At 57.3% G+C, this 24,478-nt stretch carries 21 protein-coding genes; 11 read left to right on the top strand and 10 right to left on the bottom strand.

All coding sequences use genetic code 11. The annotated features are described in order from the left end of the window. Window positions 1–5 precede the first annotated feature (5 nt). Window positions 6–1,148 (bottom strand): amidase domain-containing protein, encoded by a 1,143-nt coding sequence (locus GYM67_RS00665; protein WP_220236676.1) that lies wholly within the window; start codon window positions 1,146–1,148, stop codon window positions 6–8. A gap of 861 nt (window positions 1,149–2,009) precedes the next feature. Here GYM67_RS00665 and GYM67_RS00660 point away from each other — a divergent pair. Then, window positions 2,010–2,711 carry a hypothetical protein gene (locus tag GYM67_RS00660; RefSeq protein WP_220236675.1) on the top strand — a complete coding sequence of 234 codons (702 nt, stop codon included), beginning with the start codon at window positions 2,010–2,012 and terminating at the stop codon, window positions 2,709–2,711. Then, the gene (locus tag GYM67_RS00655) at window positions 2,705–3,286 is read left to right on the top strand and encodes a recombinase family protein (RefSeq protein ID WP_220236674.1); all 582 of its coding nucleotides are present in this window, start codon (window positions 2,705–2,707) and stop codon (window positions 3,284–3,286) included. The genes GYM67_RS00660 and GYM67_RS00655 overlap by 7 nt, the downstream gene beginning before the upstream one ends. Before the next feature lie 86 nt (window positions 3,287–3,372). On the opposite strand, the gene GYM67_RS00650 is transcribed toward GYM67_RS00655, so the two are convergent. Further along, window positions 3,373–4,530, bottom strand: coding sequence for a DUF4062 domain-containing protein (locus tag GYM67_RS00650; RefSeq protein WP_220236673.1), 1,158 nt, complete (start codon window positions 4,528–4,530; stop codon window positions 3,373–3,375). A gap of 57 nt (window positions 4,531–4,587) precedes the next feature. Continuing rightward, window positions 4,588–5,010: a hypothetical protein gene (locus GYM67_RS00645; RefSeq protein ID WP_220236672.1), complete on the bottom strand. Its 423-nt coding sequence runs from the start codon at window positions 5,008–5,010 to the stop codon at window positions 4,588–4,590. Between the two features lie 352 nt (window positions 5,011–5,362). On the opposite strand from GYM67_RS00645, the gene GYM67_RS00640 reads away from it, so the two are divergent. The 8 genes from GYM67_RS00640 (at window position 5,363) to GYM67_RS00605 (ending at window position 11,054) form a co-directional block, all read left to right on the top strand. Next, window positions 5,363–5,710, top strand: coding sequence for a hypothetical protein (locus GYM67_RS00640; protein ID WP_220236671.1), 348 nt, complete (start codon window positions 5,363–5,365; stop codon window positions 5,708–5,710). Window positions 5,711–5,772: 62 nt separating this feature from the next. Further along, window positions 5,773–5,988, top strand: a complete 216-nt coding sequence (locus tag GYM67_RS00635; RefSeq protein WP_220236670.1) for a hypothetical protein — start codon at window positions 5,773–5,775, stop codon at window positions 5,986–5,988. 43 nt (window positions 5,989–6,031) lie between these two features. Further along, the gene (locus GYM67_RS00630) at window positions 6,032–6,394 is read left to right on the top strand and encodes a ribbon-helix-helix protein, CopG family (RefSeq protein ID WP_220236669.1); all 363 of its coding nucleotides are present in this window, start codon (window positions 6,032–6,034) and stop codon (window positions 6,392–6,394) included. 683 nt (window positions 6,395–7,077) lie between these two features. Continuing rightward, window positions 7,078–7,266, top strand: coding sequence for a hypothetical protein (locus GYM67_RS00625; protein ID WP_220236668.1), 189 nt, complete (start codon window positions 7,078–7,080; stop codon window positions 7,264–7,266). After that, entirely contained in the window at window positions 7,257–7,598 is a 342-nt protein-coding gene (locus GYM67_RS00620; protein ID WP_220236667.1) for a hypothetical protein, read from the top strand. Before GYM67_RS00625 ends, GYM67_RS00620 begins: the two co-directional genes overlap by 10 nt. Before the next feature lie 241 nt (window positions 7,599–7,839). Beyond that, a complete protein-coding gene (locus tag GYM67_RS09350; protein WP_220236666.1) occupies window positions 7,840–8,133 on the top strand; it encodes a lactococcin 972 family bacteriocin in 294 nt (97 codons plus the stop codon). A 190-nt stretch (window positions 8,134–8,323) separates the two neighbouring features. After that, window positions 8,324–10,357 (top strand): bacteriocin-associated integral membrane family protein, encoded by a 2,034-nt coding sequence (locus GYM67_RS00610; protein WP_220236665.1) that lies wholly within the window; start codon window positions 8,324–8,326, stop codon window positions 10,355–10,357. A 25-nt stretch (window positions 10,358–10,382) separates the two neighbouring features. After that, window positions 10,383–11,054: an ATP-binding cassette domain-containing protein gene (locus GYM67_RS00605; RefSeq protein ID WP_220236664.1), complete on the top strand. Its 672-nt coding sequence runs from the start codon at window positions 10,383–10,385 to the stop codon at window positions 11,052–11,054. 244 nt (window positions 11,055–11,298) lie between these two features. On the opposite strand, the gene ilvA is transcribed toward GYM67_RS00605, so the two are convergent. From ilvA to GYM67_RS00575, 6 genes are all read right to left on the bottom strand, one after another. Continuing rightward, on the bottom strand, window positions 11,299–12,564 hold the full coding sequence (gene ilvA, locus GYM67_RS00600) for a threonine ammonia-lyase (protein ID WP_220236663.1): 1,266 nt from the start codon (window positions 12,562–12,564) through the stop codon (window positions 11,299–11,301). 256 nt (window positions 12,565–12,820) lie between these two features. Then, the gene (gene otsB, locus GYM67_RS00595) at window positions 12,821–15,286 is read right to left on the bottom strand and encodes a trehalose-phosphatase (RefSeq protein WP_220236662.1); all 2,466 of its coding nucleotides are present in this window, start codon (window positions 15,284–15,286) and stop codon (window positions 12,821–12,823) included. A gap of 162 nt (window positions 15,287–15,448) precedes the next feature. Further along, window positions 15,449–17,359 (bottom strand): glycoside hydrolase family 13 protein, encoded by a 1,911-nt coding sequence (locus GYM67_RS00590; protein ID WP_220236661.1) that lies wholly within the window; start codon window positions 17,357–17,359, stop codon window positions 15,449–15,451. Window positions 17,360–17,446: 87 nt separating this feature from the next. After that, window positions 17,447–18,346 (bottom strand): carbohydrate ABC transporter permease, encoded by a 900-nt coding sequence (locus GYM67_RS00585; protein ID WP_231578752.1) that lies wholly within the window; start codon window positions 18,344–18,346, stop codon window positions 17,447–17,449. Between the two features lies 1 nt (window position 18,347). Next, the gene (locus GYM67_RS00580) at window positions 18,348–19,286 is read right to left on the bottom strand and encodes a carbohydrate ABC transporter permease (protein WP_220236660.1); all 939 of its coding nucleotides are present in this window, start codon (window positions 19,284–19,286) and stop codon (window positions 18,348–18,350) included. Window positions 19,287–19,306: 20 nt separating this feature from the next. Then, on the bottom strand, window positions 19,307–20,563 hold the full coding sequence (locus GYM67_RS00575; protein ID WP_220237329.1) for an ABC transporter substrate-binding protein: 1,257 nt from the start codon (window positions 20,561–20,563) through the stop codon (window positions 19,307–19,309). Window positions 20,564–20,794: 231 nt separating this feature from the next. Between GYM67_RS00575 and GYM67_RS00570 the strand changes: the two genes are divergently transcribed. Beyond that, window positions 20,795–22,078 carry an ROK family transcriptional regulator gene (locus GYM67_RS00570; RefSeq protein ID WP_220236659.1) on the top strand — a complete coding sequence of 428 codons (1,284 nt, stop codon included), beginning with the start codon at window positions 20,795–20,797 and terminating at the stop codon, window positions 22,076–22,078. Between the two features lie 22 nt (window positions 22,079–22,100). Here GYM67_RS00570 and GYM67_RS00565 read toward each other — a convergent pair whose 3' ends face one another. Next, entirely contained in the window at window positions 22,101–24,326 is a 2,226-nt protein-coding gene (locus tag GYM67_RS00565; protein WP_220237328.1) for an alpha-galactosidase, read from the bottom strand. Window positions 24,327–24,478: the final 152 nt, after the last annotated feature.

The raw sequence follows: 24,478 nt of genomic DNA, 5'->3' as shown, positions 1-24,478 counted from the left end.
AAGCCTTACCATTCCGCTTTCCATTGCAGACCGGCCCATCTGGTCGTTTTTGGAGCATTTTTTACGGAATCCCTAAAGGGGTAGTCATGGCGTGGAGCGCTCTTTTGGCAAATAACTGGAGTTGAATTATAGCCATCATTGATGTATCCGACTACTACCATTACATGGTTGAAGGATCCATCATTGTCCCAATCGCCATAAATAAGACCGCCTTGACCAACCCGCCACGGGCTGTCCTCTTCGGTAAAAGCACCAGAAGAATCCTTCATATAATTATAGTTATGCTGTGCCGTTGACCAAGTATGCGAAGCCTTGGCTATACCGGCAAGATTCCATGTCCATACATGATCATCCCATATCTGCAGTGAATTGCCGAAGGTGGTTTTTAGACCTCCTGCATATATAGCTTGAGAAGCAAAATTAGCGCAGTTCCCGTTCTTTTCATCGTAGATAGGGAAGTCCGGATTCATCTTATTACCCGGAGCATCTTCAGTCCATTTTTCAGCATATTTGGACATCTTTATATAATTCAATCCCGCTCGATTCGCAAAGGGGTCTGACGATTCTCTTGTTTCAGCCGAGTTTGGAACTGATTGAGGAACATTAATCATATCCGGTGTTTCATCATTTTGTTCGTCTGGATATTGTATTTCATCACCGACAACGGTGTAGCCATCCGCATCATTGCCTTTTGTGAGTGCGATACTTATTGAATGAAGATCCGTTGCGGAGGAATCCAAATGGTTCCTGTTTTCACCAGCAATTGTAATTGTGGTACCGGCCTCTGGCACTAGTACCATTTTAGTGGTAATTTCACTCAGTACCTGATAACCGGAGTCGGTTTTTTGAGTACCGATTAGCTTGGTGGTAGTGGATACGTCTTTCAAAGATAATCCTGACTCTTTGTACGATGTAGAATTAATGCCATTCTTTTGCGCCAGCTGGTCTTCTTTATCATTGAAACGCATCTGGACACCAGAATAACTATTTTCAATTTTTTTACCGTATCTGGTGACTATGGATTCCAGTTGGTTTGTGTCCAGGTCAGGTGTCTGCGCAGATGCTACTCCTGTAGTCAGCGTTGAAAAAACTAATGCAGCGGCAAACAGTCCTATTATTCGTTTACCGATAGAAAGTCTGGTGGTCATATCTGTCTTCTCCCGTAGTCAGATTAAATTGATCGTAAACATCTCTGTTTCAATCGAATATAATACACCCCTCAGCTATATTGCGAGTGAGTTATTTCTTTTTATAAATAAATTATCACTTTTATCCGAGCACCCAATATGCTTATCTGAGCAAATCTAAATCACAAGCATCACATTTGAAAAATGACGAAAGCGGAGCAGGAAGCAGTCAGGCTATGGGCGGAAGCAAATGAAATAATAAGAAGAAATAAGGTATTAAACAATGCAGAAATGTTTGTCCTTTGCTTTCAACAGTCCTTTTCCTCTAGTGGCCAGAACATGACTGCTTGATTGGGGCCGTACCTTGCGAACCCGCTGTGCCATCATGGCTCCTGGAGCCGGGTGAAGCTTCCCCTAACAGAGGACAATCAAGCAGGAGAATGCCGAATATCGCAGAATATCATCACCGGGGAAACGCGGACTCAGATATGACGGCAATGCCTATGTGATCAGGCGGCTGGAACAGAAAGAAACGGACCAGCCGAAGTCAGCAGACACAAATCCGCTGAAAACAGGCACGGATGTTAAAAATTCTGAAGAAGAATCAAACAAAGAATAAAATATAAATAGCATTTTAATATTAAAAACAACCGTTTTATATACATTTTATTGGTTCCGCTGAATCTTCGCTGTCCGAAACGGTAAGCCGTAGTTTAACTGGTCTTTTAATCTATGTATTGTAAACATATGGGAAAAGAGAACAATTGCCTTGGAATATTCGCCAGATGGGTGAAACATAGAGCGCGTCGAAGAAGATGGTGGGAAAATTTTAAGGAAAATGTAAACCCATGTCATAAAGGCCCGCTCTGTCTTATGTCGTTCTTGGCTGATTTCGGTCTTTTAATTATGGTCTTAATCTGCTTTTCACCATTCAGGTTTCTTTGGCAAAAACACAAAGACGGGTTAGCTTTCGTTGCCGGATGGGTTCCTCTTGTCTTTTCTTTCTTCATCTTTTCTTATGGTGTCATAGTCATGTATGGAGCCGAATGGGATAAGAGTTATAGTACGGTAACGACGGGCTCCTATCTCCTGCACCTTTTGTATATCTTTCTGATGGTAAATACTTTTATAAATTACTCTGAGGAGTCGTATTCGACTGCGTCGTTTGTGTTTCTCATACTCCTCTTTCTGGTTGAGGCAACGGCGCTGTTCATTTATGCTCGCGATGTTATAAGAGATCGGGAGAGTGATCCGCCCAGCAGGTGGTGGATTCGTACCACGCCATATGCCGTCATCGGTGTGGTCTTCGTGATCGTCCTGTACCTGATGGGAAGATGCAAAATCAACAAATCGGACTATTCGCTGTTCTATTCGGTGGCTGTTTCCGTGCTGGCGGTCAACTATCTGGTGCAGATCATCAACGAGCGTATCGTCCCCAGGGAAGGCCCATACAGGAAGACCCATATGGCGGTCTATAACCGTCCGGTCTATAACGGTCCGGTCCACCGTCCGTTTTCATGGAAGGCGTATGCGCGGCGGCCGAAGCCGTCGCCGTCGGCCGGCCGAGGGGAGGGCGCATGCTGATCGGCTATGCGAGGGTGAGCACGCTTGAGCAGAACGAGGATCTGCAGACCGATGCGCTGAGGAAGGCGGGTTGCGGGAGGATCTATGTCGATCATTCCTCCGGGGCCAAGGCCAGCCGCCCCCAGTTGGACCGGATGCTGGAGGCGTTGCGCGAGGGCGACACGGTGGTGGTGTGGAAGCTGGACAGGCTGGGGCGCAGCGTGCAGAACCTGGTCGATCTGATGGACCGGTTCCATAAGCAGGGGGTGGGGTTCCGCAGCCTGACCGAGAATATGGACACCAGCACGCCTGGAGGGGTGCTGGTCTTCAACATCTTCTCCGCCTTGGCGCAGTTCGAGCGGGACCTGATCCGGGAACGCACCATGGCCGGCCTGACGGCGGCCAGGGCGCGCGGCAGGAAAGGCGGCCGCCCCTACAAGCTCTCCGACAAGGACGTCGCCATGGTGCGCCAGCTGTACGATTCCAGGACCGTGACCGTCAAGGAGATAGCCGCCAGGTTCAACGTCAGCCGAAGCACCATCTACAAGGCGATCGGACGGGTAGGGGAGAAGGAACAGCACCAGGCAAGCCTCTGAAGGAACAGCCGCGCCGGAGGAAGCGCCAGAGAACTATCCTTGTCCTTGCGGGGATGGCTCCTCACGCCCTGGCTGACTGGGCGGCTTTACTGTTCCGGTTCAGGCCATTCTCCTCTGGTCCAGCCGCGCATTGTTCCTTTTTTCGTCTCATCGACCAGGGACTGGTAGACATCGCCGGCGATCTTCTCCGGGTCGGCGTCTACTGCCCAGGGCCTGACCATTTTGTCGCTTTCCACTTCCTTAGTGAATTCCATGAGCCTGTCGTGTTCGTCATCGTTTCGCCAGCGTCTCTCGGCGGGCAGATTCTCGGGATGGTCGCACACGAAGGACAGCACCCTGACATCAGGGTTGGCTTTGGCCATCTCATACTCCTCATGCGTGTAGCTCCTGTCCGCGCGGGGGGTGAGGGTGCCGTACCTGCCGCCCAGGAGCAGCACGTAGATGTCGGTGTCATTGAGCCTTTCGCGGATGTAGTCGAGCTGGCTGCTGTCGGAGGCCATGAAGTTCTCCATGCCGATCGGCATGAAGTCTTCCGTGGAATATAGCCTCCCCAGCACAGCCGCGCGAATATCCCTCATATCCTCGAAGGTCGAGCTGACGAACACCGTGTAATGTTTCCGCCCAGCCTGCTCCGCTTGCGTTGTGCTCTGCTGGTGCTCCTGCGGATCCTGTCCTTCGTTTGGCTGTGAACGGTAGGCTCCATTGGACAATCTCGAATGCTGTACTAGTGGATCCACTACATCAGAAAGAATTTTAGGTGAATTTGCAACAAAGCCTGTATTATCAACAGGCTCCACTGAAAACATGGGGTGTCTCTTTAACGGCGGTTCGCGGAATCTATCCTGTGATCTAGGTTCCTCCCAATGTGAAGGCCTGTATCGTAGAGATTGAATGGCGTGTTCAATCTGCGCCCTAGGAAAGTTATCGCCGAGAACCACCTCATAATCGGCTTCAGTCATTATCGTTTTGTCGAAAGCAGACAGAGCACCTAGCGTATCTGTTAAGTTGTTAAGAAGACTTTCTATTTTACTTTCACCGCTTATCGCCTTATTAAGAGGCAGGAGGCAGTTGGCCAGTTGAAGTTGAGCAGCGGTCAGAAATAAGTTCAACCTTGGAAAATCGTTTTGCCTAAGCTGGTACCTACTAAAGAGATATCCATTGAAGAGCTCGGGGTGTTTGTCTGCATCGAATTGTTTACATGCATCTATGGCATGATATATTTTCTCTTTTGCATAGACTTCCATAGGAAAATCATAAGACCAAGCTACAAGATTCCTGGCTCTGCTGCTCTCCCTCTCGGATTACAGGGGGAGAAAACAAGCAATGATGCCATCCAGGGCAACTGCATATGCGGCATAGGCAGAGATAATTATGGCTTCTCGTAAGTTATTATGAGATTCCAATATATCGACCTGTGCCTTCCACTCATCAAGGAGGTTTTTTTGGTTTTCCCCCGTGGATTGTGGCTGTGCCTGTGCTGTGGTGTTTACCAGCATGGGGGTTTTTATGGGGCTGTATAGATCACCCATGATCACCGCAGCGATCAAAAATACAATGGTCACCAATAAGATAGTGCAGAAAACAAGCATTACTTTCTGCGGAGTGCTCTTAAGCTTCTTCCAGGCGGGCTGCGACATGAAGGAGATGAAGCTGGACACTGCGCACAACGCGAGCAGGCGCTGTGCATGCCATTTGCTTGTCGCGCTGGTCTTTAAGGTCGTCATACCTCTGCTGGAGCTGTCCAAGGGTTAGCCATTGAATATCGTCTGGGCGAAAAAGAGTCAGTTTTTGATTCTTCAGCTCCTTGAATTTCTTCCGTATCCCCATCATGGATGCCTCCCCACCACGCCGTTATGGACAACAGTATTTACCCGCCTCTGGCCAAAATTCATAAAATATGTACCACATATTCCATATGGTCATACGGCAAGCAGCTGGGCCTGGTGTCCCCGGTCGCCGCCCAGGAGGCGACAGCCTATGCGGATGCGCTCAACTACATGCTGGCGACGCCAGGATGGCATGCGCCCATCGGCAGGGTCGCGGCTGGAAAATCCAAGGAACACCCAGAGGAAAAGAGTGCGGCCTTTGACTGTAGGTCGTCAGTGTGGTGCCATATGGATGGAGGGCGGGGGAGAGAGGAGCTCAAACGCTCAAGATGGCCAGAAGCGCTGGCGGGCATGGTGTATCGCCTGCCAGGAAATCGGCTATGCCGTCCTACATCATGCAAGCAAAGAGGAGATTCAGGATCGGAATGGGCTGGATGCCGTGGTTCTCGTCGGGCCCAGGCATCCTGGAGCGCTTGGAAAGGGCTGCATCGAGGTCATAGTCAAGGAAGCCGAGCCCGGGGATTTCGTCGCCTTCCAGATCATGACCGTCACCGACGTGTGGCGGCGGCTGATCAAGTCGCACAAGCACGACCGATAGACGGCCAGACCACACCAACCAATAATTTAAAAAGCCATGTTATTGGGTACAGGAGAATAGCCATGAACGAATACGAGTACGAGCCTAAGACGGAACAAGAGCACCGGCAGATGGAGGAGATGAACGCCAAGGCCGAACGCGAGGAACGCCTGGACGTCATACCAGGCTCCGTACGACGCAAGGATCCGAACCGCGGAGTGGATGAGGACGAGTTCTTCCACGACCTCCAGGAGGAATTCGACCAGATGCGCCTGCGCCGGGCCGAGGCCACCCGGTGAGGGCGGAGAGGGACAGGCGTGCAGGAAGGGAAAGGAGCGCGAAATGGCCAAGCAAGTCACATCCGAGAACCAGGAGGACATCGATGCGCTGATCCGCGCAGCCGACCGGGGGGAGCTGATCCACCACCCGAAGGCCGCCATCCGGCGGGACCCCGACGCCCCGCTGCTGACCGACGAGCAGGCCGCATCGCTCATGGCCCAGAGCCTGGCGAAGTTGGAGAAGCCGGAGGAACGGCGGGCCGAGGCACGGACCGCTCGACGCACCTGGAGGGTCAGGGTGCCCGAGGACCTGGACGACAAGGCCAGCCGGCTGGCCAAGAAGGAAGGCATCCCCAAGTCGGCCATCATCCGCAAGGCCGTCGCCCGATACCTGCAGGCCATGGCCGAGCAGCCGACAGAAGCCTGACGGCCACCGCACCAGGACGCAAGGGCGCCCCAAGGAATTCCAATCTTCATGGATTCCTGGGGGCGCCCTTCGTTTATGCGTTCATGCGTTCGGCTGCGCGTAGGCGATCCCGCGAGGCATGCCCAGAACGGTCAGCCGGTCCTGAGCCATCCTGGTGGAATGCTCCACCTCCATGCACGGGGTACAAGCCCGCCGGAGCCGGCAGGAAAGAACAGAGCCGGGCGTGTGCACCGGAAGAACCGCCGCAGTCCGAAGCGAGTATGCCACCGTTATCCCGGAAAAGACCCAAAACCAGCTCACCACATCCATAAAACACCAGCAATCACATTCACCAAACATAACCACCCAAGCATCAGACCCACCAGCAATCACGAAACCACCATCAATCAACACACTCCAAATGCACCAACCAGCGCAGACAAGCCACAATCAGGCCAAATCCAAGAGATGGACTTTGAATGCAATAAAACCCCTCTTAGCCCTACTCGCAGTGGGACTAACGAGGGGCCCCTATATACCTATACTAGATACCTATACTAGAAAGCTTGAGTTTTTGACTTTGATTTTGACGGTGGATAACTTCGCTTCGCGGTCATTGGGGGAGACGCTCATCGAGAAGCTGCGCAAACAGATTAAGAGCGTGGTCGGGGAACTGCAATCGCTGCTGGACGAAACGAGGAGACATGGACGAGAACCCGAACCAGGGCAACGAGGAGGACCTGAGCACACGACTGCGCGAGACGAGGCATGTGCTCAAGGAGCTCAGGAACTCCAGGGCGCAGATACAGCTCACCTCCAGCAGCCAGTTGAACCTCAAGGAGCAGTTGGAGGTCATAACCTCCACGACGGAACAGCCAACCAGATGCTGCTGACCAGCTTGCAGCGATCAGAGGACCCAGGCGACAGGCAGAACGAGGCCTCAAGGAAGGTCATCCTCTCTGGCTGCAAGGCGTTCGAGAAGAGCGTGGAGCAACCGGCCAGCAGGAACGAAACACAGCTCAGGAAGATGCACGACGGGCAGCAGCACGTGAACGAGCGGGTCTCCAGGCTGCAGGGCGAGCAGATCGGACGGATGGGCGACCGGCTACCGGCAGCAGATCCGCAGCTGGCTGACCGCCACTATCCCCGCCAGTGTCATCAGCAGAGGCATTCTCTGCATGATTCCGCACTGCATCCACTAAAACATCCCATGCTCGTGGTGTGAGTGCAACCAAGCAAACTGGTCTTGGGTGTGTTGTCCGAACTCCGGCAAGGGAATTGTTCCAGGAATGGTCAGCGTCATCGTACCGGTTCGGATTCCGCATCGGTGTCAGTGACATAAGAGTGGCCTCAATGTGTGAGAGGCTGGAATGAGTTAGCTGTATTTGATTTAGCTGTGTTTATGGAGTATAACGAGTGGCGGTGGAAAGTTTTCACCATCATATTTGTTTTCAAAGGAGAAAACTATGAGGAAGTTTGGGAGAGTTGTTGCTTCATCAATGGTAGCTCTTGCATTGTCGACTGGTATAGCGCCTGTTGCCATGGCAGGTGGCGCTGGTGGAGGTAGTTTTACTTGTGATCTGTCCGGGGTTCCAGCTTGGGGACATGTGACTTCGTCATATATGCATCCGAAGAAGAACCATTATGCGACCGCGATAGGTACTGGACGCGTCACATCACAAGCATATAGCGGTAAATGGGCTGTCGCTCAGACTGGCCGCCGTGCTAAAGGCAATCAGTGCTACTGGGGTATATATTAACTCAGTTACGAGTATCAGGCATGCTAATACCATGATGCTTAGTATCACTGAGTGAACGAGGCGCTGACCCCTATTTGCCGGCATGTGCGGGCACATGCCGGCAGGACTTCTCTTTGCTTTGGGTGGGTGAGGTGATTTGCGAATTCACTGGATTGAACGGTTGACTATTTGGGCTTCCTTGATTCTGACCATGGTGGTGACATTCGAGATGCTTATCACCATCGATCAGGAGCTTCCTGCGGGTACTGGTACCTCTTTCACCATCGAGAGGGTTGATACCGCGACAAAGGCGGATGCTGTGCGTGCGATTGCCCAAGCTTCAAGAACTTTGGGGATCAATGTCTTCAAGATCCAACCTTCATTTCGTAACTCGATGAATTCTCGTGTTCTCGTGGCCTTTGTGGGTGACCAAAAGTCTTTTCAACGAAATGGAGGGTACGATTATCCTTCCTTTTCAACGCGTGACCAGTCAACGAAAGTAGTTTCTTATAAAGAGATTACCACCCAGGACTTGCGCGGAAGCTATGCGACCAATGCGGATAGGTCGCATATGGAACAGCTCGCCAAGGCTTTGTCACGTTCCCGGATAGTGGTTGACGAATCACAAAGCCTCTGGTCACGAGGCTTCTGGATAGCTGCGATGATATATGCGTTAGGGAAGGGTGGCCTTTGGGCGGGAGTCGTTATCATCGCCATCACATTGGTGGTTTCCACCGCGTATTCCCTGTCCAGGAACAGGAAGATACATGCGATCAAGGCAATGCACGGTTATACCAGCGGAAGGATACTTGTCGGCGAGCTGGTTTCACTGCTCGCCACGCTCGCCGTGGGATTGATGACGATTGCCTTGGTGGGATTGCCTTTCCTCTGGATTGTCAATGACTTCCACCAGATTTGGAGACTCCTCCGAACGCTGTTGATCGCCGTGGCTGTATTGACAGCATATCTTGTCTTCCTGGCGTTGACTTTAGGCGGTGCCAGTACATTCCGCGATCGGATACCCGCCGTCCTTAACGGGGAGGGCGACGAACTCCGTGATGGCATCATCGCGGGTTTTGCCCAGTTCATGGTGGTGGCTGTTCTCTTTGGTACCATCAGCGGGTCTCTGAATAGAATCAGCGCGGTACAGAGCACCAGCCGGTCCCTGGCACAGTGGTCTCGCATCTCGGATCAATATGTCCTCAGATTGTCAGTCAACACCAACACCCCACACGAGGATGATCTCCGGACAGCGCCTCCCCTGATGAAAGTGATCGAGGATCTTGACAGCAGAGGGAAGGCAATGCTGGTCGGATATAACGGTGACTCCGTTCGTCCCGCTGATGGGAACAATGATCCTTATGAACCGGACGGATCCGATTCGATGATAGTGAGCCCGAACTATCTTGACAAACAACCCATTGCCGGACTTGATGGGAAACCGGTTAGAGTGGTTGGAAGAGATATTGGGGCTTTCACACTCCTGGTGCCTTCATCATATAAAGGGGACCCCGGAGCCTTGTTGAAGAAATATGCCGAATATTTCAAGACACAGTGCCAACTGGGTGTTACCCAGAAACAGAAACCATATTCCTGTAGCCCTCACGGCGTCCTGGTCCGCACACGTTCGGGCCAAGACATATCCCTCTTCTCGGGGACCCAGTTCATGCCTGCAGAAGATCAGCAGAAGCTGTCTTTGAAGGATCCGGTGGTAGCCGTCACATCCCCATCGTCAGGGTTGATCAGCCCCATGGTATACCTGTCATACACATCAAGCGATAGTGTATTGTTCTCCGATCCGGAACTCCTGCAAAGCAAGCTGGACCATTATGGAATCTCCGGATACTTCCAGGGTATTGACAACGCCAAAGACTCGGTAGCGTATACATTGTCATTATCCCGGAACGAGCAACGCGGGGACATCATAGCCATATCGTTCGGTCTGGCCGCTGCCATGATGGCCATCCTCGTGTGCTCGGCCGCGTATTGCGCAAGACGACGCAGACTCTCCTTCGTCCAATTCATCCATGGATACGGGTTCTTCAGAAGACACGGAGGCTTTCTTGTCATGCAGAATACCGGGGTGCTGCTGACCCTCATGGCAGTCGGCATTATCGGCTCGATGAGCAAGGTTGCGGATCTGGTGGCTGGAACATTGCTCTTCGCCGGATCCAGCCTCATCATGGCCATTACCGTATCGGTATACGAATCAAGGTTCCGTGCCGACGACATCAAACGCCCGTGAATCCACGGTGCGGAGGGAGATGCATATGACAGACGCAGGCAGGCAGCCGACATTGAAAGTCGAAGGACTTACCAAGAGATTTGCAGAACACACCTTATGGTCGAGACTGTCCTTCGACGCTGGACCTGGTTCCATAATCGCAGTGAGCGGGCCGTCCGGTGCAGGCAAAACGACCCTGCTCAACTGCGTCGGCTTGTTGGAGGACTTCGATGAAGGATCGGTCACTTACAACGAAGGGACATTCCGCTCCGGTTATTTGCATAAGAGCCGGAAGGGGCAGCGAGTGTGTCTTCGCGAAAACATAGGATTTCTATTCCAGAACTATGGTCTTGTCGAACAGTGGAACGTGTCGCATAACCTGCAGATTCCCCTCAAAATGAAGAAGCGCGAGCATCGCAAGGAACAGGACGAACGAATCGGCAGAGTACTTGACATCGTCGGAATGAATGGCTCGCAGAAGAAAAAGATTTACACCCTATCGGGCGGGGAACAACAGAGAATCGCCCTCGCGAGGCTTCTGCTCAAACAGCCGGGTGTCATTCTTGCAGACGAGCCGACCTCTGCGTTGGATCAGGACAACGCCAACGTCGTAATACGCATACTGTGCGAACTTGCCCAACAAGGCGCTGCCGTCATCATCTCAACACACAATGAGGAAATAAAGCAAATCTGTTCGTCGATTATCGAAATAGGCTGATATACCCACGTCCTCCACCCGCAGACCGTGGCGACTCCGGGGAAGGGACTCCGCCTGTGATAAGACGCAAGGCAGCACAAGGATTGCCATAGATTGGTCCTTTAAGAACCAGCAAGTCCCATCAGCCAAGCCCAGCAAAGGCATCGGCGATTCCGACTGTTCTCGCAGCGATGATCATTGTCCATCATTGTCCCCGAACATCGGATGCCGGGCACGGGCACCGGATCCAATCTTGACATAGTGCTCAGTAGTTCTGATGGACCTGGAAGCCTCGACTACGCAAGGTATCCAGGATCTGGGTGATGTGATCGGGGCCGTTAGTCTCCACAGTCACCTCCAAGAGCACACCGTTGTCATAGTGGCCGGAGGATTTGAACTGGTCGTGGTTGAGCTCGATCACATTGGCACGCAGATCGGCCAGGACCGTGGCCACCTTAACCAGCTGACCAGGAACGTCGGGCAGCTCCACGCCGAACTGCATGATGCGTCCGCGGGAGATCATCCCCCGCTGGATGACAGCACCCATGGTGACCGTATCGATATTGCCGCCCGAGATGATGGGGACGATCACATGCGGCCCCGGGGCCGACCGGAAGACCTCGGACTGCAGATCCAACTGTCCCAGGGCCGCCAGGGAGACGGCGCCAGCCGCCTCGACCACCAGTTTGTGCTTCTCCAGCATGAATAGGATCATCTCGGAGATGTCGCTTTCGGTCACCTGGACCAGATCATCCATATAGCGGCTGAGCAGGGCGTAGTTCAGATCGCCGGGACGCCTGACGGCCACGCCCTCGGCGGCCGTACGCATCTGATCCGCCGCGACCACATGACCAGCTGTCAGAGATTCACGCCAGGCCGGAGATCCGACCGGGGTGGCTCCGATGACTCTGACATCTGGCTTGAAGGTTTTTACGGCGAGCGCAACGCCAGCGCCCAGCCCGCCCCCACCCAGGGGAACCACGATATCGGTGACATCGGGCACATCCTGAAGAATTTCCATGGCGATGGTCCCCTGACCACAGACGACCTCGTAGTCGTCAAAGGGCGGGACGAAGGTCATGCCGCGATCACGTGCCAGACCCAAGGCGTAATCGGAACTTTCGTCGAAGACCTCGCCCTGCAGGACAACCTCGGCGCCATAGGCCCGAGTGGCATCGACCTTGAGGGGCGGAGTGATCCGGGGCATGACGATGGTGGCCTTCGCGCCACGGCTGCGTGCGGCAAAAGCCACCCCCTGGGCATGATTGCCAGCGGAAGCGGTGACGATGCCGCGGTCCAGTTCGTCCTGATCCAACGAGGCCACCTTGTTATAAGCTCCGCGAATCTTGAAGGATCCAGTCAGCTGCAGATTCTCCGGCTTGAGCAGAACGCGATGGCCAATCCGAGCACCCAGGTCATCGGATTGCTCGATAAGGGTGTGACGGGCCACACCTTCCAGACGTTGGGCGGCTTTGCGCAAATCAGCGGCATGATCTGCCTCAAGACAGGCAGTGATTGTTGAAGTATCCATGCTCCAAGTATGGTCGGCCGGGCCCGACCAATGGGGCCGGCCGTCAACATGGTGGACATCCGAACATACCGAAAAACCAAAACCTGCGGACAATCGGACGTCCGGGCGCCCGAAGACCGGACAAGCATGAGAGCAGACCTGAAACAACCAGACCGATAACCAAGCCAGCCACCAGCCCGCCCGTGAACTTGACGGACTTCACGAGCGGTCACCGGTAGTGCCTAACAGTCGCCGGTGATGGCAGTGGTCGCCTGTCTTACTTGTCGTCAGTGAGCTGGGCATGCGCCTCGTCGACCACGGTATGGTCGTCGCGGAAGTCGTGGGATGCCACGGGCTCATTGGAGTCACGGGCCACACCGGCACCCAGGTCGGCCAGCAACAGAGTGACCGCGGTCGGATCGTTGACCCGCAACCGGGCCTTGGTCTGGCCGGGCCCGACCTTGATGGTCCAGCCCTTATCAGGCATGACGGCGAACATGGTCTCGTCCGTTTCATCGTCGCCCAGGGCCATCATGAAGTCGTAGTCGCCGCTGTTGACGAAGGGCAGGATGGCCTGGCCCTTGCTGGTGGCCACAGGGGTGACCTCGACGACCTTGGAGTTCTCCATGATCATCAACCCCAGGCCGACCACTACTCCGCGCAGGCGATGGAGCAGATCCTGACGCTCCTGGTCGGCCACCTGGGCATCGCTCATCCGGTAATGCCAGGCCACCGCATCGGACTTGCTCTCCACAAAGGAGTTGGGGACCCTGGTGGCCGACTCATCCATGATGGGCCGGATCACCTTCTGCCAGGTATCGGAGTCGGGCAGGCCTTTCGCCCGCTGCCACTCCTCCGAGTCGCTGCCGGGCAGGTTGCGGTTCCAGGCGCCATGCTCGGCAATCAGCCCCACCGGCAGGTCACCGAACCAGTCCTGCATGATCTGATGGCTGCGGCCGGAGACCAGCAGGAAGTCCACATCGGGATTGCTCCCCACCTGGGTCAGCAGGCGGCGAAGGGCCTGGGTGGGCTTGGCCCGCTCAGGACGGCGAACAAGCGGGGTCAGCGTCCCGTCATAGTCGCACAGGACCAGACGACGATGGGCGCCGTCCCACTGATGAACGATGGCGTTGTGGTGATCCATACGCAGCCTCCTGTCCGTCATGCCCGGAGTGGACACCTGCCGCAGGGAGTCGAGGAACGAGGTGCACCAGTTGGCTGCGGTGCGCACCTTGAGTCGGGCCTGCATGCGGATGTTGCGCCGCTTGGACTCCTCGGGGGTGATCTCCAGGGCGTTGTGCAGGGCCTCGCAGACCATGTCGATATCGTAGGGATTGACGATGAAGGCATCGGTCAGCTCGTCGGCAGCCCCGCACATGTCCGACAGGACCAGGGTGCCGTCGCGTCCGTCATGGCAGGCCAGGTACTCCTTGGCCACCAGGTTCATCCCATCGCGCAGGGGGGTGACCAGGGCTACGTCGCCGGCCGTGTAGATGCCGCAGACAGGCTTGATGGACAGGGAGCGGGTGATGTAGTGGATGGGGGTCCAGGCCAGCAGGGAGTAGCGGCCGTTGATCTCCCCCACCAACTGGTCCACCTGGGCCTTGAGCCGCTGATAGGACTCGACGACCTCACGCGAGGGGGTGGCCAGCAGGTAGTAGGTGACATGGCCCACCCACTCAGGGTACTTGTCCAGCATGCGGCCGAAGGCCTGAAGCCGCTCGGGCAGACCCTTGGTGTAGTCCAGACGATCCACCGAGACGATGACCTTGTTGGACCGGCTGCCCACCGAGGAGGCCGCCTGCTTGGCCAGCGTGGACTCGGGGATGTCCTCCTTCATGTAGTGGCTCCACCAGTTGGCATCCGATGCGGCGGCTTCGTTGGCCGCCACCCCTTCAGCCGTCACCGATGTGCGATAGCGATGACGGGGGGACTTGCCGCAGACCTCGTCGATCCCTCGCCGCATGGCCCGAGCCAGGCTGGAGTGGGCGGTACGCCGGTAGAGGTTGTAATCGATGCCGATGGGGAAGGCGTCGATGGCTGCTCGGTGGCCGTCAGGCATTTCGACCACGCCGTCCCGGTTGACCGGCAGTTCGGGCAGCAGCCTGTGCAGCGAAGCCAGGAAGCTGGCGGAGAAGTCCACCGTATGGAAGCCGATCAGGTTGGCGCCCAGGACACCCTCCAGGATCTCGCGGCTCCATGGCAGGGAGCGGAAGATCTCGGCGCTGGGGAAGGGCACGTGCAGGAACCAGCCGATGGAGGCATCGGGGTAACGTTCGCGCAACATCTTGGGCAGGAGCATCAGGTGGTAGTCCTGGACCCAGATGGTGTCGCCCTTGCGGATGAGCGGCTCCACCACCTGCGCGAAACGCATGTTGACCTTGCGGTACATCTCCCAGTCCTCCTGGCGGAAGACGGCCTCATGCGAGAAGTCATGGAAGAGCGGCCAGAGGGTGTTGTTGGAGAACCCGGCGTAGTATCCGTTCAGCTCCTCCTTGCTCAGGAATATAGGAATGCACCGGCTCTCCCGGTAGGCCTGACGGATGCGGTCCAGCTCCTTTTCCGAGTACTTCTGAGGATCGATGCCGCTCCAGCCGATCCAGAGGCAGTCCTTATGGGAACGGTGGTAGGGGCCGATGGCCGTGGCCAGTCCCCCCACGTTCTGGCGCAAGGTGTAAGAACCGTCCTCCTGTGCCTGCAGTGACATGGGCAAACGGTTGGAGACGATGATCAGACGAGACATGCAACCCGCTTTCTTTTCCCGTCCGCGCCGGAATCGTCGGGATTGACCACAGCGCGAACCCATCGCCCCGGGACCCGCGGACCCGACCGGTCCGCACAGGCCCATCAGGGCATCGCTGACTTCCACTCTAGCCTGGAAAGCGTGCCGACGGCGGGGTTTTCCTCAGAGTCGGTAGACGAAGCCCTCCCAGGGGGAGAGGCGGCCGGTCAGCAGGGAGCTGGCGGTTTGCTCCGGTCTGTAGGTGGATATGAGGATCCGATCGGGATCCACCGCTCCGAGGGCCATGGAGGTGAATCCGGTTTGGTCCAGGCCCAGAAGTGCGGCGGTTTCAGGCGGCAGTGAGGCCGGACGGCTGCTCAGATTGACCACAACCAGAAGGCGCTGACAGGGCAGGGCATCCAGAACGCTGGCAGCCTCGGGTCCCGACTTGGGCTCGGGCGCCTGGTCCAGGGAACGGGTGAATGAGTAAATCTGGTCCGCATCCGGATCCAGAAGGGTGAAGCCGCCGGCCGCCACGACCGGATTGGTATGACGCAGGCGGATCAGCTCCCGGTAGAAGGCCAGGACCGAGTCCGGGTCACGCAGCTCGGTCTTGGCGTTGACCTTGTCCCTATTGGGATTGACGGCCAGCCAGGGCTCCTTGGGAGCGTATGGAGCCGTGAAGCCGGCGAACTTGGTGGAGTCCCACTGCATGGGGGTGCGGGCGTTGTCGCGGCTCATATAGGCCAGGGCGGCCATCATGGACTCCGGATCCTGCTCGTGCGCCTGATCGACCCGCTGATGGTAGAGGTTGATGGACTCCAGATCCTGGTACTGGTCGAGGCTGGTGAAGCCGGCATTGGTCATGCCCAGCTCCTCGCCCTGATAGATGTAGGGGGTCCCCCGGTGCATGTGCAGGAGGAGCCCCAGGGCCTTGGCCGAACGCGAGCGCAGCTCCTCGCTGGAGGTGTCGCCCCAACGGGAGACGATTCTGGGCTGATCGTGGTTGTCGAAGTAGAGGCTGGCCCATCCGGCCTTGGCCACAGCCTGCTGCTGCTCGTCCATGGCCGCCTTGAGCCGGGGAACCCGGAAGGGACGGATGTCCCACTTGCTGTCCCCGGTGTCAACCTCGGTCTGGGTGAAGAGAAAGAGCATGTCCAGCTCGTGGTTGGCCGGGTCGGTGATCTGCCCGCTGCGGGCAGGCGCCAGACTGGGAGCCTCCCCCACGGTCAGGTAACCCTGCCGACCCTGGAAGACCTGGCTGCGCATCTCTTGGAGGAACTCATCCAGCCTGGGGCCGTCCACGCAGAAGGGCACCGAGGACGAGTACCCCTCAGGCCCCACGGGACCGTCAGCGATGGCCGATCCGTCCTCGCCGGGCAGGCGGCCCTCGGAGTCGACGGTCTTGGAGATCATGACGATCACATCCATGCGGAACCCGTCGATGCCCCGGTCCATCCACCAGTTCATCATGCCGAAGACAGCCTGCCGGACCTGTGAGTTCTCCCAGTTGAGGTCGGGCTGCTTCTTGGAAAACAGGTGCAGGTAGTACTCGCCGCGCTGCGGATCGTACTGCCAGGCGGAGCCTCCAAAGTAGGACCCCCATTTGTTGGGCTCTGCGCCAGGGGTGCCGGGTTCGTGGCCGGCCTTGGCGGGCCGCCACCAGTACCAGTCGGCGTGTGGGTCCTCCCTGTTGCGGGAGGCCTGGAACCAGGCGTGCTCATCCGAGGTGTGGTTGACCACCAGGTCCATGACCACCTTGATCCCCCGCCGGTGGGCCTGGTCCAGAAGCTCGTCCATATCGTCCATGGTGCCGAAGATGGGGTCGATGTCCTGATAATCGGCGATGTCGTAGCCGTTGTCATCCTGAGGAGACTTGTAGACCGGGCTCAGCCAGATCACGTCCACGCCCAGGTCGGCCAAGTAGTCCAGCCGCTGGGTGATGCCCGGCAGATCGCCGTAGCCGTCACCGTTGGTGTCCTGGAAGGACCGCGGATAGATCTGATAGACCACCGCGTTGGCCCACCAGGGATTGGGGGCGGCTCCGTTGGTCCGCACCCTATCGGGCAGCTGCATGCGTTCTTCCTGGGTCATGGCCCTCCTCACGAAGATTGGATTCCTGGGACTTCCTTGTTCTGCGACCTCCACTATAGGCCGCCCTGACTGCCTGTCCTGGCTGGGCTACTTGACAGCTCCTCTCATAACGCCGCTGATGACCCACTTCTGTGCGAACAGGTAGACGATCAGGATGGGCGCCAGGGCCATCAGGTAGCTGGAGAAGGCCATCGGGTAGTTGGTGGCGAACTGGGAGCTGAAGACATACTGCGCCAGAGGGATGGTTTGGCTGGTCTGATCCGTCAGGACGATCAGCGGCATGAGGAAATCGTTCCAGGCCCAGAGGGCCGTGGTGATGGCGATGGTCGCATTGATCGGACCCATCAGCGGGAAGATGATGGTCCAGAATATCCTCCAGGTGCCTGCGCCGTCCAGGCGGGCGGCCTCCTCAAGAGCTGTAGGGATGGATCGGATGAATCCCGTGGCAATGAAGAGGTTGGTGCCCAGGCCCAACACCACGTAGAGCAGGATCAGACCGGGTACGTTGTCCAAGTGCCAGCTGCCGAACTGCTTGGCGATGGGAAGCATGACCACGGGGAAGGGGACGAACATGGCCGCGATGAAGAAGTAGTAGAGGAAGCGGAAGAAGCGCTTGTCCATATTCCTGGCCACGGCATAGGCCACGAAGGTGTTGGTCAGCAGGGTGAGTGCCACTGCGCAGACCGTGACGATGGCCGAATTCAGCGCAGCCTTGGGATAGTTGACCTTGTTCCAGGCATCGGCGAAATTGTGCCACTGCCAGGAAGAGGGCAGGCTGAAGGTTCCGGCCTCCGCAGGGGTCTTCAGAGCCGTGACCACGGTGAAGTAGAGCGGCACGAGAATCGTCAGGGAGAGGACAGCCACGGTGGCCGTCAGCCACCAGTTGACCCTCTTGAGGCGCGACCCCGGGAATCCCCCATGCCGCCTTCCCCCTCTTCCTGCTGATCGTGCCGGTGTCTGCGGCTGCATAAGCGCTGTCTGTGCCATCTCAGACCTTCTCCCCTCTTCTGGAAATGCCCAGCTGGATGAACGCGATCACGGCCAGGACGATGAAGAACATGACCGCGTTCGCTGTCTGGTAGGCGTACTCCCCTCCGGTAAGGCCGCCCTTGTAGATGAGGTAGGTGACTGTTTCGGTCTTGGAATCCGGTCCCCCTGCGGTCAGGGCCACCACCTGATCGAAGGTGTTGAAGGCATTCTTCAGAGTCAGCACCAGATTGATGGTGAAGAATGGGCCGATCAGGGGGAAGGTGATCCTCCAGAATTTCTGCCACTCGTTGGCGCCATCGATGGATGCAGCCTCATAAACCTCCGAGTCGATGGTCTGCAGACCCGCCAGATATATGAGGGTCGAATAAGCCACCGCCTGCCAAACCGAGAGGAAGACGATGGGGATCCACGCATAGTGCTCGCTGGTCAGCAGGGACTGGGAGAGCCAGCTGATGCCCAGGGCCTTGCCTAGAGCCGGCAGGGGCGTCATGAAGATGTATTTGAAGACATAGCCGATGACCAGAACCGAGAGCGTGTAGGGGATGAAATAGATGACCCGGAACCCGTTCTTGAAAGCGATCTTTCCATTCAGCGCCACCGAGATGAACAGGGCGATGAAGTTGACCAGCAGGGTGATCAGGATGGCGATCAGCAAAGTGAACAGATAAGCGTGGTCCACGCGGCCGTCACGGAAGAGGGCGCCGTAATTCTTGAAGCCGATCCATGAGAAGCGCCCGTATCCCTGGGAATTCGTAAAAGAGTAGGCCACGCCCTGGAGGAAGGGCACATAGAGGAAGAGCGTGAAAATCAGGGCGGCAGGGACCGCCATCCAGTAGAAAGCGCGGTCGACCTTGCGATTGGAGAACCTTGAAGGCCGTTTTCCGGCCTTGGCTGCGGCGTCAGCAGTACGGATGCCGACGACCTTGGATTGTGCCATGTCTGAATCCTGACCTTTCATCATTGGAAGTTCCTTGCCTGGACCTTGTCCCATTCGTTCTGCATGGAACCGATGAAGCCATCCACATCCCCCTTGGTGACCATTGTCTGCAGATAGCCGCCGATATTGATGGAAGAGGGGATGTAATGGTCGCAGAAGTCGGCCAAGCGGTTCTGCTGGAAGAAGGGAAGAACCCCGTTCAGGGCCGGATCACCTGCCTCCACCTTTCTGGTCGGTGTGAAGGCCGTCTGGGCCTTGGCATACGTGCGCAGCTGCTGGGGCTGCATCAGATAACGGATCAGCCGCATGGCCTCCTTGGGATGCCTGGTGTTGGCGCCCATGGTCAGCATGACATCGTCGCCAGCCGTCAGTATTTGCCGGGAGCGGGAATCATTCGCGGGCATCTGGGCGAATCCGAGGTCCACATCCGGTTCGATCATCCTGATTTGCGGTATGGCGTATGTTCCCAGGGGAAGGATCGCCACCTTGCCCTTGGCCATATTTTGGGTGCCCTGCTGGTAGGTGACGCCCTTGTCGCCAGCGGAATGGCTGAAGAGCTCGACCTCGCGCCGAGCCGGCTCCGTCCACAGGGTCTTGAAATCGGTTTTCCCAGCCATCAGATCCCTGTATCTGCTCTCGGGGACCAGGGTCCCCGCCAGTGACGCCAAGGGGGCCTGGGCGGTCCAGGAATCAGAGAGAGTGCCCTGCACAGGTTCGATGCCCAGGGACTTGAACTTGTCCATGACAGCCGTGAACTCCGACCAGGTGCGCGGCGGATTGTCAGGGTCAAGCCCGGCCTTTCGCCAAAGCGTCTTGTTGTATATGTACCCGCTGGCGTTGCCGGCAAAGGGCAGGCCATACAGGCGCTTGGCCGAAGGATCCTTGGTCTGGACCAGATTCCTGGCTATCGACACCATGCCCGGATTGAGCCCCTTGACCAAGGGATCGTCAGTGAAATCATGGAAGACCCCGGATGCCGCGAACATGCCGAAGCTGATATCGCCGTTGAAGGTGATGACGTCGGGCACCCGGTTTTTGACCAGACGAGTGCGCAAATCCGTCTGGGCATCGGCCGAATTATTGATGTTCACCCTGATGTCAGGATTCTCCTTCTCAAACTGTGCAACCATGGCCTTGAACTGGTCGGCGGCCTCGAACTTGAACTGAAAGAAGTCCAGAGTGACTTGGCCTGAATCTGCTGAGCCGCAGCCCGCCATGGCCACGACGGTCAGCAGAGCCAGGAGCGAGGCGACTCCGTTGCGAACCCAGGTCGTCATTCGACCAAGCCCGGATCCCTCCCTACTGCCGATATCCTTCATATTTGGCTCCTTTACCATCCGCACGGGCAACAATGACCTAGATGATTCTGCGGACCAGCATAGGAGACAGGGATATTTCATTCCCAGCCCCGGCGAGTTCCTTTCGTTAAGAAAGTAATTAAGATATGCTGTTCAGTGCATGGGGTTTGTCCGCAATCAGGTCGGACCAATTTTCCGTAAGGAGGCACCGTGGCCGACAGAGACAACCAGAGCTCAAACCATCACGAGAACGATTACCGCCTAGGAGAAGCACGGCCGTTCCCAGCCTGGTTCACGGCCTCCCAATATACCCACCGCATCGCCGTTGAGATCCTCCAGCACGGCCCGATCTCCAGAGTAGCTCTGGCACGGCGATTCAACCTGACCCAGGGTGCCGTATCGCGCATCACCAACGATCTAACCCACCGCGGGGTCATCAGAGAGGCAGGCACACTGCCGCAGGCAAAGAAAGACCCAGGAAGACAGGATGACGGCAATCATAGCTCCAATAGCGTAGGCAGACCGCAGCAGGCTCTGATCATCCGCCGGGAAGCCAAGACCTTCATCGGCATCAATCTTCACGGCGGCACCGCGCTGGCCACGGCGACGGACCTGGCCTGCCGACCCGTCGGCCAGCCCCACAGTCATCACATTCGACAGCGAAGCCCAGGCCAGGTCGTAAGGATGCTGTCAGACCTTGCCCAGGAATGCATGCGCGAGATCAGCCAGGCCGGGCTGCCCAGCCCCTCCGGCCTTGCCATCTCCCTTGGGGGTCGGGCGGAGGGAGACAGGATCGTCACCTACGCCCCCTTCCTGCACTGGAGCGAACCCATTGATCTTGCCACCCAGATGGAGAATACATGTGATCTGCCTTGTCTGGTCTTCAACGATCTCGATGCTCTGGCCCTGTACGAAGGATGGTTCGGCGAGGGCATCGGGCTGGATCGTTTCGCTCTGATCACCATGGGATCCGGCATCGGCTATGCCCTGAGCGAGCACGGCATGCCTGTCTCCTCACCGGATGAGGGTTTTGGGCTGATTGGCCATCAGCTGGTGGATCCGGACGGACCGGTCTGCTATCTGGGTCATCGTGGCTGCGCCCAGTGCCTGACTACAGGCTCCCTGGCTGAGCAGTACTCGCATGCCATCGGGCAGGCTGCCAGCCTTGACGAGTTGGTCAAAGACCTGGAGGAGGACATGCCACAGGCGGAGACCCTGCTCAATCTGACCGGTTATCGGCTAGGGGTGCTGATCGCTCTGGTGGCCAACGTGGCCCTGCCTGACAAGGTTCTGGTTGGCGGGGAGACTTCCTATTTGATGAAAAGGTGCGTCGAATCCGTACGCAAGGGCACAGCATCATTCCGCCACAGCCAGATGGTCGAGGTTCCCGTGAAAATCATTGACGGCGACTGGCTCCGCTGGGCCCAAGCACCGGCGGCCAGAGCAATTGCCCGGTACCTGCAGGGCCCCGGAGAGGCCGATAAGCCCGAATGAACGAGGAAACGACTGGACGGATTCAGATACGGCTCGCTTCAAAAATCACTGCCTCCGCCGGGTGAATGACCGGTGGCCGGATTCCCTGAGCGCCCAAGACCGCGCCCGGAAGGACCACGCCTTGGGAACGCCACCAGGCCAGAGGGCTCTGTCCGTTGCCGATCCGATCCAGGTCACAGCAGACACCCAAGGGTCTGATCTTGTAATCAGCCTTGGGATCCAAACCGGGAAGCGCCAAGGGCTGCGGAGGGTAATTGACCGAAGAGGTCAACTGGGTGAAGCGGTAGAGCGCCTGCGAGCCGCCAGCAGAGACTACTCCATCCAAGCGGACTGCCGGGTCGGGTGCGTCGCCATGCACTACACGACCGGTGTGCAGCATATGCCGCCACTGCTTATAAAGATCAATCCAACGCCCCAGCTCATCCAGCTGATCCTGGGGCACGGCAAGCAGGTTCCATTCCACGCCCATATGGCCGAAGAAAGCCATGGCCGCACGCAGACCGAGCGAGCTGGCACGGCCGGTGGAATGGGCCGGGGAATCGCCCACATGCTCACCCATCATCTCCGGCGGCAGCAGTAAGGATGTGTAGCGCTGGATGTCAGCCCGCTCGACCGGATCCACGCAGTCCGAGACCCAGACCCTGTCAGCATATTCCAATACGCCCAGATCGATGCGTGCGCCCCCCGAAGCGCAGGATTCAATCTCCAAGCCAGGATGCCTGGTTTTCAGGTCGCGCATGATTCTATAGACCGCCTCGGTCTGCGCATGCATGGCAGGACGTCCCGACCGGGGCGAGCAGGCTTCGGTCACGTAACGATTGTGATCCCATTTGATGTAGTCGATGCTCATAAGCGCAATGAGCGAGTCCATGGCATCGAACACATAGCCATAGGCATCGGGATTGGTCAGATCCATGACCTGCTGGTTGCGGCCTTCGACAGGCAGCCGGGAAGGCCCCGGGGACATGACCCAGTCAGGATGTGCGCGAAAGACGTTTGAGTCTGGACTGATCATTTCGGGTTCGAACCAGAGGCCGAATTCCATTCCCAGCTGATGCACCTTGGCAGCCAGAGCCTCCAGGCTCTTAGGCCCTTCGGGCCATACCTGCCGATCGATGGACCAGTCCCCCAGTCCGGCCTCATCCGAACGCCTGCCCTGGAACCAGCCATCATCAACGACAAAACGCTCCACACCTATACGGGCGGCCTGTTCGGCCAGGGCAGCCAGCTTGTCATAGGACTGGTCGAAGTAGACCGCCTCCCAGGTGTTCAGAGTGACAGGCCTGGGATGTGAGGCCAACCCGGGATGCAGGGATCGCAGGAAAGCATGATACCTATTGGCCGCCTGGTCCAACCCTTTGCCCCGGGAACCATAGAGCCAGGGCGTGGAATACGCTGGCTGGCCGGAATGGCCATCAGCAGGAGGAAGCGCGATTTCTCCCGCCATCAGAATCTCGCCGCCGCCCAGCAATGCGGGAGCTGAAGGAATCCGCTCGGCGCTGAGCAGACCATTGCCGCTCCAACCCAAGTGGACCATGCATACCTCATCATGCTCGAATCCGAACCCGGGTCGACCCGCGCACATGACCAGGGAGGAATCAAAATCCGGCCGGCCCACCAAGCTTGAACGCTCCAGACGGCCTACGGTCAATGGCTGGCGTTGCGGGCTGCGCTCGCGCAGGTGGTGACCGGTGGTGGTCAGAATCTCGCTTGCCTCGGCCGGCAAGGGGAAAGCCAGCTCCAAGCCGTTGACATCCAGCTCTCTGACCTTATCCAGGTTGAACAAGTCCGCACGCTGCCTGACTAGACCGGACGAAAGCACTTGGCACTGCCAAGTCAGCCCCACGCCCTGGTCCCGGTCGCATACCTGAACTCTCAGCGTCGGAACGGCGGAGCCGTCAGGGCGGACCTGGGCTGCGCCCAAATCGACTGACTCCACCTGGAAGCGGCAAAAGACCTCAACACCGCTGCGGCAGATGCGCAGTCGGCGCTGTCCGGTCCAAGCCTCAGACTGGGTCGGAAGGATGCTGGGCCAGGCCGTCAGGTCCAGTCCTCCTGAGACCCGCTGCGGGGCCAGAGCGTCATAGGTTCCCAGAAGGGCCTGCGGATCGGCCACTGGATCGCCCCAGTGAACTATTCGCGGCAGACCCCTCCCCGGGAAAAGGGCAGCAAGGGACAGCTCGGACTGCTCCATGTAAACCAACCTGAGGGGAACCCCCAGATTCGATTTGCTCTGATAAGACCCCATCCTCGGGCCGCCGCGATGAACCTCCATGACACCTCCGCTATAAGCCCGGCGATGCCGGTCGCCGAGGCTGATGAATCAGGCTCCATGCTAAGAACCCGCGGCTAACTTGTCTGGAAGGGCGTGTTTTTCTTACTTAGGAAAGTAATTCATGG

It is taken from the genome of Bifidobacterium asteroides, from assembly GCF_019469425.1.
In the GTDB taxonomy this organism is placed as follows: Bacteria; Actinomycetota; Actinomycetes; order Actinomycetales; family Bifidobacteriaceae; genus Bombiscardovia; species Bombiscardovia asteroides_I.
This window is presented reverse-complemented; position numbering and strand designations above follow the sequence as displayed.